This is a genomic window from Pseudomonas sp. 3MAES_34.3B (assembly GCF_058145875.1).
Window position 1 is genome coordinate 3712753 of record NZ_CM176960.1, and the last position, 14594, is coordinate 3727346.

Annotated in this window: 15 protein-coding genes; all 15 read right to left on the reverse strand. The window is 61.6% G+C overall.

The genetic code is table 11. The features are described 5' to 3' along the window. Positions 1–13: 13 nt before the first annotated feature. Positions 14–2206, reverse strand: a complete 2193-nt coding sequence (locus AC3Z8Y_RS16365) for a chemotaxis protein CheA (protein WP_490086730.1) — start codon at positions 2204–2206, stop codon at positions 14–16. A gap of 85 nt (positions 2207–2291) precedes the next feature. Continuing rightward, positions 2292–3080, reverse strand: a complete 789-nt coding sequence (locus AC3Z8Y_RS16370) for a protein phosphatase CheZ (RefSeq protein ID WP_490086731.1) — start codon at positions 3078–3080, stop codon at positions 2292–2294. 20 nt (positions 3081–3100) lie between these two features. Continuing rightward, a complete protein-coding gene (locus AC3Z8Y_RS16375) occupies positions 3101–3475 on the reverse strand; it encodes a chemotaxis response regulator CheY (protein ID WP_181112970.1) in 375 nt (124 codons plus the stop codon). A gap of 190 nt (positions 3476–3665) precedes the next feature. Further along, entirely contained in the window at positions 3666–4409 is a 744-nt protein-coding gene (fliA, locus tag AC3Z8Y_RS16380; protein WP_181122820.1) for an RNA polymerase sigma factor FliA, read from the reverse strand. Further along, positions 4406–5239 carry a flagellar synthesis regulator FleN gene (gene fleN, locus AC3Z8Y_RS16385; protein ID WP_181112976.1) on the reverse strand — a complete coding sequence of 278 codons (834 nt, stop codon included), beginning with the start codon at positions 5237–5239 and terminating at the stop codon, positions 4406–4408. Before fleN ends, fliA begins: the two co-directional genes overlap by 4 nt. Positions 5240–5416: 177 nt before the next feature. Continuing rightward, the gene (gene flhF / locus AC3Z8Y_RS16390; protein ID WP_490086732.1) at positions 5417–6739 is read right to left on the reverse strand and encodes a flagellar biosynthesis GTPase FlhF; all 1323 of its coding nucleotides are present in this window, start codon (positions 6737–6739) and stop codon (positions 5417–5419) included. An 11-nt stretch (positions 6740–6750) separates the two neighbouring features. Further along, positions 6751–8874, reverse strand: a complete 2124-nt coding sequence (gene flhA / locus AC3Z8Y_RS16395) for a flagellar biosynthesis protein FlhA (protein WP_490086733.1) — start codon at positions 8872–8874, stop codon at positions 6751–6753. A gap of 205 nt (positions 8875–9079) precedes the next feature. Further along, entirely contained in the window at positions 9080–10252 is a 1173-nt protein-coding gene (gene flhB / locus AC3Z8Y_RS16400; protein ID WP_490086734.1) for a flagellar biosynthesis protein FlhB, read from the reverse strand. A gap of 4 nt (positions 10253–10256) precedes the next feature. Further along, a complete protein-coding gene (gene fliR / locus AC3Z8Y_RS16405) occupies positions 10257–11033 on the reverse strand; it encodes a flagellar biosynthetic protein FliR (protein WP_490086735.1) in 777 nt (258 codons plus the stop codon). Between the two features lies 1 nt (position 11034). Then, positions 11035–11304, reverse strand: coding sequence for a flagellar biosynthesis protein FliQ (fliQ, locus tag AC3Z8Y_RS16410; RefSeq protein ID WP_490086736.1), 270 nt, complete (start codon positions 11302–11304; stop codon positions 11035–11037). 16 nt (positions 11305–11320) lie between these two features. Further along, positions 11321–12073, reverse strand: coding sequence for a flagellar type III secretion system pore protein FliP (gene fliP / locus AC3Z8Y_RS16415; protein ID WP_490086737.1), 753 nt, complete (start codon positions 12071–12073; stop codon positions 11321–11323). After that, a complete protein-coding gene (gene fliO, locus AC3Z8Y_RS16420; protein ID WP_490086738.1) occupies positions 12073–12522 on the reverse strand; it encodes a flagellar biosynthetic protein FliO in 450 nt (149 codons plus the stop codon). Before fliO ends, fliP begins: the two co-directional genes overlap by 1 nt. Beyond that, entirely contained in the window at positions 12522–12986 is a 465-nt protein-coding gene (fliN, locus tag AC3Z8Y_RS16425; protein ID WP_225772786.1) for a flagellar motor switch protein FliN, read from the reverse strand. Before fliN ends, fliO begins: the two co-directional genes overlap by 1 nt. A gap of 38 nt (positions 12987–13024) precedes the next feature. Further along, complete coding sequence (fliM, locus tag AC3Z8Y_RS16430; protein WP_181113004.1) at positions 13025–13993, reverse strand: flagellar motor switch protein FliM; 969 nt, start codon at positions 13991–13993, stop codon at positions 13025–13027. A 9-nt stretch (positions 13994–14002) separates the two neighbouring features. Continuing rightward, a complete protein-coding gene (gene fliL, locus AC3Z8Y_RS16435) occupies positions 14003–14515 on the reverse strand; it encodes a flagellar basal body-associated protein FliL (RefSeq protein WP_490086739.1) in 513 nt (170 codons plus the stop codon). Positions 14516–14594 lie beyond the last annotated feature (79 nt).

Below are 14594 nucleotides of genomic sequence, written 5' to 3' on the forward strand. Positions count from 1 at the left end.
GGCGGCAGCGGTGTCAGATACGCCGTGCGGCGTAGCGCTTGAGCATGCTTGGAACATCCAGGATCAACGCGATACGACCGTCGCCGGTAATGGTCGCGCCAGACATCCCGGGCGTGCCCTGGAGCATCTTGCCCAGCGGCTTGATCACCACTTCCTCCTGGCCCACCAACTGGTCGACCACGAAACCGATGCGTTGGGTGCCTACCGACAGGATCACCACATGGCCCTCGCGTTGTTCGTTGTCCTGGGCGCCAGGTACCAGCCAACGCTTGAGATAGAACAGCGGCAGCGCTTTGTCGCGCACGATCACCACTTCCTGCCCGTCGACCACGTTGGTGCGCGACAGGTCGAGGTGGAAGATCTCGTTCACGCTCACCAGCGGGAAGGCGAAGGCCTGGTTTTCCAGCATCACCATCAGCGTGGGCATGATCGCCAGGGTGAGCGGCACCTTGATGACGATCTTCGAGCCCTGGCCCTTGGCCGAGTAAATGTTGATCGAACCGTTGAGCTGGGAAATCTTGGTTTTCACCACGTCCATGCCCACACCACGGCCCGACACATCGGAAATTTCGGTCTTGGTGGAGAAGCCCGGGGCGAAGATCAGGTTGTAGCAGTCGGTTTCAGACAGGCGATCGGCCGCGTCCTTGTCCATCAGGCCTTTTTCCACGGCCTTGGCGCGCAGCACAGCCGGGTCCATGCCCTTGCCATCGTCGGAGATGGACAAGAGGATGTGGTCCCCTTCCTGCTCGGCGGACAGCACCACCTTGCCGGAGCGTGGCTTGCCGGATTCTTCGCGCTCATCGGGCATTTCAACGCCATGGTCCACAGCGTTGCGCACCAAGTGGACCAACGGGTCGGCAAGGGCCTCTACGAGGTTCTTGTCGAGGTCGGTTTCTTCACCCACCAACTCCAGGTTGATTTCTTTCTTGAGCTGACGCGCAAGGTCGCGAACCAGTCGCGGGAAGCGCCCGAACACTTTCTTGATCGGCTGCATCCGCGTTTTCATCACGGCGGTCTGCAGGTCGGCGGTGACCACGTCCAGGTTGGACACGGCCTTGGACATGGCTTCGTCGCCGCTGTTAAGGCCAAGCCGTACCAGGCGGTTACGCACCAGTACCAGTTCGCCCACCATGTTCATGATCTCGTCCAGCCGCGCGGTATCGACCCGCACAGTGGTTTCGGCCTCGCTGGCTGCGGGTTTGTCCCCCGCTGGCGCAGGGCGCGCGGCTGCGGCGGCTGGGGCAGCAGCAGGCGCCGCAGCGCGTGCCGGCTCCGCCCGGGCTGGCGCGGCAGCGGGCTTGGCCGGTGCTGGCGCCGGTGCTGCGGCAGGCTTGGCTGCCGGGGGGGCTACCGGTGCCTCGGCTGCGGCTTCGGCGTTGAACTTGCCCTTGCCGTGAAGCTGGTCGAGCAACGCTTCGAATTCGTTGTCGGTGATCAGATCGCCACCGCCTACCGAAGGCACGGGTGCCGACGGTGCAGCGGCCGTAGGCGCTACCACGTTGTCCACGGCAAAGCTGCCTTTGCCATGCAGTTGGTCGAGCAGCGCTTCGAACTCGGCGTCGGTGATCTCGTCCCCGGCGCCAGGCGCTGCAGGCACAGGCTCGGCAACCGCAGTGGGCAGTGCTTCAGGCGCGAATTGGCCCTTGCCATGGAGCTGGTCCAGAAGCGATTCGAATTCGGCGTCAGTGATGTCGTCGCTGCCGCTGGCAGGCACTGGAACGTCGTCCAGGCTCTGCACGAGCGCTTCGAACTCATTTTCATGCCTGGGCGCAGAGACGGCGACTGGCGCCGGTGCTTCGACCGCTGGCGCCGCCCCAGCGGGTTCCGCCAGGCGGGCCAAGGCAGCAAGCAGCTCTGGGGTGGCCGGGGTAAGGGGGGCACGTTCGCGTACCTGCCCGAACATGCTGTTGACGGTGTCGAGTGCTTCAAGCACTACGTCCATCAGTTCGGAGTCTACGCGGCGTTCGCCCTTGCGCAGAATATCGAACACGTTCTCGGCGATATGGCAGCATTCGACCAGCTCGTTGAGCTGGAGAAAGCCGGCGCCGCCTTTAACGGTATGAAAACCACGAAAAATCGCATTAAGCAGATCCGCGTCGTCGGGGCGGCTTTCCAGCTCCACCAACTGTTCGGACAACTGCTCGAGGATCTCGCCGGCCTCTACCAGGAAGTCCTGGAGGATTTCTTCATCGGCGCCGAAGCTCATTTGGGTGCTCCCTGGAATTTTGTAAGTGGCATCCGGCCCGGATAGCGCAATTCAGCGCCGGTTCGATGAGGCTTCCAGACCAGGCTCAGAAGCCCAGGCTGGAAAGCAGATCATCCACATCGTCCTGGCCGGATACGACGTCTTCACGCTTATCGGCATGAATCTGCGGACCTTCACCCCGGGAGAGGTCTTTTTCGGTAATTTTTTCATCACGCAGGCTTTCAGAGTCATGCTGGATACCCGCGAAGCGGTCTACCTGGCTGGCCATGAGCACCAGCTTGAGCAGGTTGGACTCCACGTCGGTCACCAGCGCAGTGACGCGCTTGATCACCTGGCCGGTGAGGTCCTGGTAATCCTGCGCCAGCAGAATGTCGTTCAGATGGGCCGAGATAGCCGTGGCATCGCTTTCACTGCGTTGCAGAAAGCCATCCACACGCTTGACCAGGTCGCGGAACTCGCCCGCATCGACCTCACGGCGCATGAACCGCTGCCAATCGGCGCGCACGGCACGTGCCTCTTCCGCCAGGCCATGAACCACTGGCGTGCTTTGCTCCACCAGGTCCATGGTGCGGTTGGCCGCGTTTTCGGTCAGGCGAACCACGTACTCCAGCCGTTCGGTGGCGTCAGTGATCTGCGAAACCTCTTCGGCCTTGGGCGAGCGAGGGTCGATCTGGAAGTTGACGATAGCGCTGTGCAACTCGCGGGTAAGCTTGCCCACTTCCTGGTACAGGCCACGGTCGCGCGTCTGGTTCAATTGGTGAATCAACTGCACGGCGTCGCCGAAGCGGCCCTTTTCGAGGCTCTCCACCAACTGACGCGCATGGATTTTCAGGGTGGACTCGAAGTCCCCCAACGGCAGATTACTGGACTCCATAGCGCCCCCTGTGCGGCCTCTCAGCTGTTGACGCGCTCGAAGATTTTCTCGATCTTCTCTTTCAGCACCTGCGCGGTGAAGGGCTTGACCACATAGCCGTTGACGCCAGCCTGGGCCGCTTCGATGATTTGCTCACGCTTGGCTTCAGCGGTCACCATCAGCACCGGGAGGTGCTTGAGACGCTCATCTGCGCGCACGGTGCGCAGCAGCTCGATACCGGTCATGCCCGGCATGTTCCAGTCGGTTACCAGGAAGTCGAAGGCGCCGCTTTGCAGCATGGGCAAAGCCGTATTGCCGTCGTCCGCTTCCGAGGTATTAGTGAACCCCAGGTCGCGCAACAGGTTTTTAATGATCCGCCTCATCGTCGAAAAATCGTCAACGATCAGGATTTTCATGTTCTTGTCCAAGTAGACCTCCAAGCAGTCTCAAACGCGCCCACTCCGGGACGCGCAGTCAATCGAATCCGTTTACACCTGTACCTGCATGACTGCCTGAGCAGGCGTGGCGGGCGGTGATATCATATTGCCGCCGTACCGTTCCAGCATTCTCTGAAAATTTTGCGGGCCAGCCCTCGCGCCAGCAGTGTCAGCGGGCGCGCCAATCGCCCAGGCGGCTGCGCAAACGCGCCGCGCACTGGCTATGCAACTGGCTCACCCGAGACTCGCTTACCCCCAGTACTTCACCGATTTCCTTGAGGTTCAGTTCCTCGTCGTAATACAGCGACAGCACCAGGCGCTCACGCTCGGGCAAGTTGGCAATGGCGTCAGCCAGTGCACCCTGGAAGCGTTCGTCTTCCAACCCACGCGCGGGTTCGCCGCTGTGGCTGGCGCCACCCTCGTGCAGGCCTTCATGCTCGCCGTCCTGCAACAGGTCGTCGAAACTGTACAGCCGGCTGCCCAGGGTGTCGTTCAGCATCGAGTAATATTCCTCGATGCTGACCTTGAGTTCGGCAGCAACCTCGTGATCTTTAGCCTCACGGCCCGTACGCGCTTCAATTTTTCGAATGGCGTCGCTCACGGTGCGGCTGTTGCGGTGAACGGAGCGCGGTGCCCAGTCGCCTTTGCGCACTTCGTCGAGCATGGCGCCGCGGATGCGGATACCGGCATAGGTCTCGAAACTCGCACCCTTGCTGGAGTCGTACTTGTTGGCCACCTCGAGCAGGCCGATCATGCCGGCCTGAATGAGGTCTTCGACCTGTACGCTCGCGGGCAATCGTGCCAGCAAGTGATAGGCAATGCGCTTGACCAGAGGCGCATAGCGCTCGATCAGCTCATGCTGCTGCGACTGCCGAGAGGCGTTGTTGTACATCCGGTATCCACTGGCGCTCATGAGACAGGCCCCGCACTGGTTTGCTGTACCAAACGTTCGACGAAGAATTCCAGGTGCCCCCGCGGGTTGGCGGGCAGCGGCCAGGTATCGACCTTCTGAGCGATGGCCTTGAAGGCCAGCGCGCATTTCGAGCGCGGGAACGCTTCATAAACGGCCCGCTGTTTCTGTACGGCCTTGCGCACGGTTTCGTCGTACGGCACCGCGCCTACGTATTGGAGCGCCACATCAAGGAAACGGTCAGTTACCTTGGTGAGCTTGGCGAACAGGTTGCGCCCTTCCTGCGGGCTCTGGGCCATGTTGGCCAGCACGCGGAAGCGGTTCATGCCGTAGTCGCGGTTGAGCAACTTGATCAAGGCATAGGCGTCGGTGATGGAAGTGGGCTCGTCGCACACGACCAGCAGCACCTCCTGGGCGGCGCGCACGAAGCTCACTACCGAGTCGCCGATACCGGCCGCGGTATCGATCACCAGTACATCCAGGTTATCGCCGATCTCGCTGAAGGCCTGGATGAGGCCGGCGTGTTGTGCCGGGGTCAGATGGACCATGCTCTGGGTACCCGAGGCAGCCGGTACGATGCGTACCCCGCCCGGCCCCTGCAGGAGCACATCGCGCAGGTCGCAACGGCCCTCGATCACATCGGCGAGCGTGCGCTTGGGTGTGAGCCCCAGCAACACGTCGACGTTGGCCAGGCCCAGGTCGGCGTCCAGCAGCATCACCCGCCGGCCGAGTTCGGCCAGTGCCAGCGAAAGGTTCACTGACACGTTTGTCTTCCCGACGCCGCCCTTGCCGCCGGTCACCGCGATCACCTGTACGGGATGCATGCTGCCCATTCGTTCTTTACCCTGTCACTGAGACGCTGGCTGCACCACGGCCCGCTTCGCCATCGGACAAGCCATTCGGCAAGCTGGCACAGCGTGTGGTGAAGGTAGGTTCCAAGCCAAACAGCGGCCTTTCGGCCTCGCTGTCGCGCAACCAATTGCGCATGCATTCATTCATGTTCATTCCCCTCAGCCCGCACGTTTGTTGGGGCTGTGGTAGAGGTCAGCGAACATATCGGCCATGGCCTCTTCGCTGGGCTCTTCCTGCATTTGTACGCTCACCGCGCGGCTGACCAACTGGTGCTTGCGAGGCAAGTGAAGGTCATCCGGAATACGCGGGCCATCGGTAAGGTAGGCCACCGGCAGCTCGTGGCTGATCGCCAGGCTCAATACCTCGCCGAGGCTCGCCGTTTCGTCGAGCTTGGTGAGGATACAGCCTGCGAGGCCGCAACGCTTGTAACTATGGTAAGCCGCCGTCAAAACCTGCTTCTGGCTGGTGGTCGCCAGTACCAGGTAATTGCGCGCGCGGATGCCCCGCCCGGCCAGGCTTTCGAGCTGCAGCTTGAGGGCCGGATCGCTGGCTTGCAGGCCAGCGGTATCGATCAACACCACGCGTTTGCGCAGTAGCGGTTCCAGCGCCTGCGCCAGGGACTGGCCAGGATCGACGTGGGTAACCGGCACGTTGAGGATACGGCCGAGGGTTTTGAGTTGCTCCTGAGCGCCAATGCGGAAACTGTCCATGCTTACCAATGCGATATTTTGCGCGCCGTATTTAAGCACATATCGCGCGGCAAGCTTGGCCAGCGTGGTGGTTTTACCCATACCGGCCGGCCCTACCATGGCAATTACCCCACCCTCTTCGAGTGGTTCGGCCTCGGGTGTGGAGATCATGCGGGCCAAGTGGGCCAGCAGCATGCGCCAGGCGTGACGCGGCTCGGCGATATCCTCGACCTGGCCCAGCAGGTCGCGCGCCAGCGGGCCGGACAAGCCGATGCGTTGCAGCTTGCGCCACAGCGTGGCCTGCTCGGGGCGGGTACCTTGCAATTGGGTCCAGGCCAGCGAGCCCAGCTGCACTTCAAGCAGTTCGCGCAGGCCGGACAGTTCCGAACGCATGGAATCGAACAGGCGCTGGTCCACCGCAGCAGGCGCAGGGGCTGCTGGTGCGGGCGCACGCGGCGCTTCGTTGAGGGTAGGCTCGATCAGCGGCTCGGCGGCGGTCAGGGGCAGGCCCGCGAACAGCTGGCGGTTGATCACGCCATCGCTGTTGCTGCGGGTGTCCAGCTCGGCCTGTGCCGAAACAATGCGCGATTGGGTTTTGCGCAGCTCGTCTTCGAGCTCGATGTTCGGCACGCGAGGCGCCAGGGCCGAGAGTTTGTAATCCAGCGCAGCGGTAAGCTCGACGCCGCCAGCGATCCGGCGGTTGCCGATGATCGCGGCGTCAGCGCCCAGCTCGTCACGCACCAGTTTCATGGCTTGACGCATATCCGCGGCGAAAAAACGCTTCACTTGCATATCCCGCTACCTCAGCCGTTGGGCCCTACTGTCGCAACGATCGTAACTTGCTTGTTGTCCGGTATTTCCTGGTACGCCAGCACGTGCAGGTTCGGCACCGCCAGGCGACCGAACCGCGAGAGCATCGTGCGGATCGGACCGGCCACCAGCAGTATTGCCGGTTGGCCTTGCATTTCCTGGCGCTGAGCCGCTTCGATCAGGGATCGCTGCAGCCGCTCCGCCATGCTCGGTTCCAGCAAAACGCCTTCTTCCTGACCCTGGCCAGCCTTGTGAATACTATTGAGCAATATCTGTTCCAACTTTGGTTCCAGGGTGATCACAGGCAGCTGAGACTCAGTGCCTACAATGCTTTGCACGATTGCACGCGACAGCCCGGCCCTCACAGCGGCCACAAGCGCGGCGGTATCTTGACTCCGCACACCGCTGTTGGCGATGGCCTCGGCGATGCTGCGGATGTCCCGAACCGGCACTTGTTCGGCGAGCAACGCCTGCAACACTTTCAGTAAAGCAGACAAGCTGATAAGCCCCGGCACCAATTCCTCGGCCAGTTTCGGCGAACCCTTGGCCAGTACCTGCAGCAGTTGCTGCACTTCCTCATGGCCGATCAACTCATGGGCATGCTTCTGGAGGATCTGGTTAAGGTGCGTGGCAACAACCGTACTGGCGTCCACCACGGTGTAGCCAAGAGATTGTGCCTGGCTGCGCGCGCTGATCTCGATCCATACGGCTTCCAGGCCGAACGCCGGGTCCCGCGCCTGAATGCCGTTGAGCGAGCCAAATACTTGACCCGGGTTGATGGCCAGCTCGCGGTCGGGGTAAATCTCCGCCTCGGCGAGGATCACCCCCATCAGCGTCAAGCGATAGGCGCTGGGCGCCAGGTCTAGGTTGTCGCGAATGTGTACGGTGGGCATCAGGAAGCCCAGGTCCTGGGACAGCTTTTTGCGTACGCCTTTGATCCGCGCCAGCAATTGCCCCCCTTGGTTACGGTCCACCAACGGGATCAACCGATAGCCCACTTCCAGGCCAATCATGTCGATCGGGGTTACGTCATCCCAGCCCAGCTCTTTGGTTTCCTGCGAGCGCTGTGGCGATGGCAGCAGCTCCTGCTGGCGCTGCACTTCGGCGGCAGCTTCTACCTTCACCTGGTTCTTTTTCTTCCACAGCAGGTAAGCACCACCACCGGCCGCTGCGGCCAGGGACAGAAACGCGATATGCGGCATGCCGGGAATAAGGCCCATCACCGCCATCAAGCCCGCGGACACGCCGAGCGCCTTGGGCGAGTCGAACATCTGGCGGCTGATCTGCTTGCCCATCTCTTCCGAACCGGAAGCACGGGTCACCATGATCGCGGCGGCTGTGGACAGCAGCAACGAGGGCAACTGAGCTACCAGGCCGTCACCGATAGTGAGCAAAGCGTAGGTAGTGCCCGCGTCGGCGAAGGTCAGCCCGTGCTGCAGGATACCAACCGCCATACCCCCGATAAGGTTGATAAACAGGATCAGCAGGCCGGCAATGGCGTCCCCGCGTACGAACTTGCTGGCACCGTCCATGGAGCCGTAGAACTCGGCCTCCTGGGCAACCTCGGCGCGGCGATGCTTCGCCGCTGCCTGGTCAATCAGGCCAGCATTGAGGTCGGCGTCGATGGCCATCTGTTTGCCGGGCATCGCGTCGAGGGTAAACCGTGCGCTCACTTCGGAGATCCGCCCGGCACCCTTGGTAACCACCACGAAGTTGATGATCATCAAGATGGCGAACACTACGCCGCCGACCACGTAGTTACCGCCGATCACGACTTCACCGAACGCCTGGATCACCTTACCCGCCGCCTGGTGCCCCTCATGGCCGTGGAGCATTACCACTCGCGTGGAAGCTACGTTGAGTGCCAGCCGCAACAGGGTGGCAACCAGGAGAATGGTCGGGAACACGGCAAAATCAAGCGGCCGCAAGGCATACACACTGACCAGCAGCACTACGATAGACAGCGCGATGTTGAAGGTAAAAAACACGTCGAGCAGGAACGGCGGCACCGGCAACATCATCATTGCCAGCATCACAAGCAGGAGCAACGGCACGCCCAGGTTGCCCTGGGTCAAGCTCCGTGCGTTGCTGAGTAACTGAGTCCTATCAACCGCCATCTATGATTCCCCACAAACTTTTGACGCTCATGCGTTCTAAATCGGGGTAGTGCAAGAAACTCTCCAGTTTTGGCACTTCCTGCCGAGGAGCGTTCAATGGCTGCAGAGGTGGGAGACGGGCGGAGCCGCAAGGCGCAGCTCGCGAAGCGGGCACCACGGGAGTTTAATGGTGCTCCTGTTCGCGAGCTTCCTACGAGTAGAGCGCTTAGGAGCCCTTGGGTGACGCTGGCGGCGCCTCGCCGCTTTCGTCGCGCCGCAAATCTTCGGGGATGGGCATGTCCTTGGGCGGCTGGGGACGCTGGCCGGAACCAGGGCGGTATTGGCGCAGCTGGTACACATACGCCAGCACTTGCGCCACGGCCAGATAAAGGCCGGCAGGAATTTGCTGGTCCAGTTCGGTGGAATAGTAGATGGAACGGGCCAGGGCCGGGGATTCCATGATCTGTACGTCGTGGGCCACGCCAATCTCTCGGATTTTCAGCGCCAGCATGTCTACGCCCTTGGCCAGCAGCATGGGCGCGCCCCCGCTCTCGGCGTCGTATTTGAGCGCAACGGCAAAGTGTGTGGGGTTGGTGATAATCACGTCGGCCTGAGGAATATTGGTCATCATCCGGCGCTGAGACATCTCGCGCTGCATCTGCCGAATGCGCCCTTTTACTTCCGGTCGCCCTTCGGCGTCCTTGTACTCGTCCTTGACCTCCTGCTTGGTCATCTTGAGCTTTTCCTTGCCCTGATAAAGCTGCAGAGGCACGTCGATGCCCGCAATGATCAGCAGCCCCAGGGCCATATACAACGCGCTCGAGCCCACCACTTGAATGGAGTGAGTGATGGCTTGCTCAAGTGGCTCATGGGCGATCGCCAGCAGTTCGGGCGTGTCGCGCTTGAGCACCCACACCGCCACCGCCATGGTGATGGCGAACTTGCCGAGAGCTTTGAACAGCTCGCTCAAGGCGTGCTTGGAAAACATGCGTTTGAGCCCACTGGCGGGGTTCATGCGGCTGAACTTGGGTGCCATGGAGCCTGCCGCGAACAGCCAGCCGCCCAGGCAGATAGGGCCGATGATGGCGGCGAGCACCAGAATGATCAGGATCGGCTGCACACCCTGAAGCGCCATTTTTCCCGAGCTGAAGAGAAACAGCGCCATCTGGTTGGTGTCGGTGAGCACTTCGCGGCGCAGGGTGAAGTTGTACTTCATGATGGCCATGAGCGCCTGGGCCAGCGCGCCGCCAAAGGACAGCACTGCGCCTGTGCCGGCTAGCATCACGATAAACGTATTCAGCTCCTTGGAACGGGTGATCTCACCCTTTTCCCTGGAGTCCTTCTTTCGCTTCTCTGTGGGGTCTTCTGTCTTGTCGGCGCCGCTTTCGCTCTCTGCCACGGGCTCACCTTACCTCGGTCAGTGCACGCAGCCAGCGCAAGGCTTCCATCGCCAGCGGCTGGTACTGGTTAAGTATGTCGGCCATGTTGATCCACAGGATAACCATCCCCAGCACCAGCGTCATGGGCATGCCGACGGAGAAGATGTTCAGCTGAGGCGCCGCGCGAGTCATGATGCCCAGCGCGATGTTCACCACCAGCAAGGCGGTAACGGCCGGTAGCACCAGCAGCAGCGAGGCACCGAGCACCCAACCTACGCGGGTGACCAGGTCCCAGAACTGCGCCGTGACCAACGCGTTGCCCACCGGCAGCGTGGTGAAGCTGTCGGTCAATACCTCGAACACCACCAGGTGGCCGTTCATGGAGAGGAACAGCAATGTCACCAGCATGTTGAAGAACTGGCTCACCACCGCCACGTTCACGCCGTTGGTGGGGTCGACCATGGACGCGAACGCCATGCCCATCTGGATAGCGACGATTTGCCCGGCGATCACAAAAGCCTGGAACAGCATGTGAATAGACAAGCCCATCAGGGCCCCCACAATGATCTGTTCGGCCACCAGCAGCAGGCCGCTCAGGTCCAGTGCCTGCACTGGCGGCATCGCTGGCAGGCCGGGCACGATCACCACGGTGATGGCCACTGAAAAATACAGCCGGATACGGGTAGACACCATGTTGCCGCCGAACAGCGGCATGGTCATCATCAGCCCTGCCACCCGGAACAACGGAATGACGAAGCTGGCGACCCAGGTGCCGATCTGGGTATCGGTGAGCTGCAGCATGCTAGCCGATCAGCCCGGGAATGCTGCTATAGAGGGTGGTGATGTAGTCCATGAACTCACGGACGATCCACGGCCCCAGCACAATCAGCGTGACCAGCATGACCAGCATGCGCGGCAGGAAGCTCAGGGTTTGTTCGTTGATTTGCGTGGCGGCCTGGAACATCGCAATCACCAGGCCTACCAACAGGCTGGGTAGCACCAGGATCGCAACCATCAGGGTGGTCAACCAAAGGGCTTCGCGGAACAAGTCTGTGGCGATTTCCGGGGTCATGGCGCCCTCCTCTGAGTCAAACGCCGCCGAAGCTGCCGGCGAGTGTACCGATGATCAACGCCCAGCCATCCACCAGCACGAACAGCATGATCTTGAACGGCAGGGAAATGATAAGGGGCGACAGCATCATCATCCCCATGGCCATCAACACGCTGGCGACCACCAGGTCGATGATCAGGAACGGGATGAAAATCATGAAGCCGATCTGGAAGGCGGTTTTGAGCTCGGAACACACGAACGCCGGGACCAGGATGGTGATGGGGGCCTGATCGGCGCTGGGTATATCGGTGCGCCGGGACAGGCGCATGAACAGGTCCAGGTCGCTCTGCCGGGTCTGCGCCAGCATAAAGTCCTTCACCGGCACCTCGGCCTTGGCTAGCGCATCCTGAGCGCTCATCTGCTCGGCCAGGTACGGTTGCAAGGCGTCGTTGTTCACCCGGTCGAACACCGGGGCCATGATGAACATGGTGAGGAACAGCGCCATGCCGGTCAGCAACTGGTTGGACGGCGTTTGTTGCAGCCCCAGCGCCTGGCGCAGGATCGAGAACACGATGATGATGCGGGTGAAGCTGGTCATCAGCATCACGAACGCCGGAATGAAACTCAGCGCCGTCATGATCGCGAGGATCTGAAGGCTCACCGAGTATTCCTGCTGACCGTTGGCGCCGGTCGTCATGGTTATCGCCGGCAATGACAGCGGGTCGGCCGCCAGCACCGATGGGGCGACAAGCACCCCGCAAAGCGGAATCAGCCAGCGCAGGGTGCGCATCACTTCCTATCCTTATGGTCCTTGCCAAGCAGTTCCATGAGCCGCTGGGCGAATTCAGGCGTCGTCGCCTCACCGGGTTGTGGGGTTTCGACTGGATGTTGCAGCACGTGCAGCGGGGTGATGCGGCCCGGGGAAAGCCCCAGCAGGATCTGCTCCCGGCCCACTTGCACCAGCACCAGCCGGTCGCGGGGGCCAAGGGCGCGGGCCCCGAGCAGCTCGATCACCTGGCCGTTGCGCGGGCCCATGGGTTGCAGCCTGCGCAATAGCCAGGCCAGCCCGAGGATCACCGCAACTACGGCCAACAGCCCCAGGGCCGTTTGCCCGAGCTGGGCGGCCATACCGGAGCTGGCGCCAACTGCCGCGGTCGAAGCCGAAGCAGCAGGTGCGGCGGGCTCTGCGCCGAAGGCGACCAACGGCAGGCTGAGCAGCCCGGCCAGCAAGGCCTTCATCAGCGAAGCTTCTTGATACGTTCGGCAGGGCTGATCACGTCGGTAAGGCGGATACCGAACTTCTCGTTCACTACCACCACTTCACCGTGGGCAATCAAGGTACCGTTGACCAGCACGTCCAGCGGCTCGCCGGCGAGACGATCCAGCTCGATCACCGACCCCTGGTTGAGCTGCAGCAGGTTGCGGATGTTGATTTCGGTGCTGCCCACTTCCATGGAGATGGTCACCGGGATGTCCAGAATCACATCCAGGTTAGGGCCTTCCATACCGTGCGTTTCGGAAGGCTTGGGCGAGGAACCGAACTCTTCCATCGGCAGCCGGGTGCCCGCCGGGCGCGCTGCAGTATCAGCCTGCAACAAGGCATCGATGTCGCTCTGCCCACCGTCGCCGGATTCGTTCAGTGCCGCGGCCCACTCATCAGCCAGCGCCTGGTCATCGACGGAAGTATCTTTGTCATCAGCCATTGTAAGTCCTCAATCTGTTCAGGATCGGCGCGCGCGAATCAGCGGCGCTCGATCGGTGTGGTGATCTGCAACGAGAGCGTGCCTTTGTGCGAGCCCAGGCGGGCCTTGAACGAGGGCACCCCGTTGGCACGCATCACGAGCTCCTCTGGCAACTCCACGGGGATCACATCCCCTGGCTGCATATGGAGGATGTCTCGCAGCTTGAGCTGGCGGCGGGCGACGGTCGCCGACAACGGCACCGACACGTCGAGTACGTCTTCGCGCAGGGCCTTGATCCAGCGCTCGTCCTGATCGTCCAGGTCTGACTGGAAGCCGGCGTCGAGCATCTCACGCACGGGCTCGACCATCGAATATGGCATGGCCACGTGAAGGTCGCCGCCGCCGCCATCCATTTCCACATGGAACGTGGAGACCACCACCGCTTCGCTGGGGCCCACAATGTTGGCCATGGCCGGGTTGACCTCCGACTGGATGAACTCGAAGTTCACGTCCATCACCGCGTGCCAGGCTTCCTTGAGGTCCACAAAGGCCTGGTCCAGCACCATGCGCACCACGCGCAACTCCGTAGGGGTGAACTCCCGGCCTTCGATCTTGGCATGGCGGCCATCGCCGCCGAAGAAGTTGTCCACCAGCTTGAACACCAGGCGGGCGTCCAGGATGAACAACGCGGTGCCACGCAACGGCTTGACCTTCACCAGGTTCAGGCTGGTCGGCACATAGAGCGAGTGAATGTACTCGCCGAATTTCATCACCTGCACGCCGCCTACCGCCACGTCGGCGGAACGGCGCAGCAGGTTGAACATGCTCACGCGGGTATAACGGGCGAAACGCTCGTTGATCATCTCGAGGGTGGGCATGCGCCCGCGCACGATCCGGTCCTGGGTGGTCAGGTCGTAGCTTTTGACGCTACCGGGCTCGACCATCGTTTCGGTCTGCACCAGCCCATCGTCCACGCCGTGCAGCAGCGCGTCGATCTCGTCCTGTGACAACAGGTCCTGCATGGCCATGAGGGTTTCCTATTGCAATACGAAATTGGTGAACAACAGTTGATCCACAACCAGCTTGCCAACCTCTTTCTGGGCCACTTCCTGAACACTGGCAGTGGCTTTCTGGCGCAGCATTTCTATCCCCACCGGGCTCGCCAGCGTGGAAAAATCCTGGCCGGAGAGCAACATCACCAGGTTATTGCGGATGACCGGCAAATGCACTTTGAGCGCGTCCAGCGCGGCCTGATCGTGGGTCAGCAGGGTGATACTCACCTGCAGGTACCGCTGCCGGCCGTTCTGATTGAGGTTGACCACGAACGCGGGTGACAAGGGTTCGTAGATCGCCACAGGTTTGACGGCCTCGGCGGTAGCCGCGGGTGTTTTCTCATCCTTGTTGTTCTGGGACTTGTGCATGAAGTACCAGGTTCCGCCCACCGACGTACCGATCGCAAGCAGCAGCGCTATCACGATGATCAGTATGAACTTGAGCTTGCCCTTTTTCTTCTCGGGGGCCGCGCCTGCGTCTTCGTCTTTCTTAGCCATGCCAATAATCCGTCGCGATAAGGGGTTACACCAGCTATCCAGTGGGCTTCAGCAAGTGTTATGCCATGTTACGCGCGGC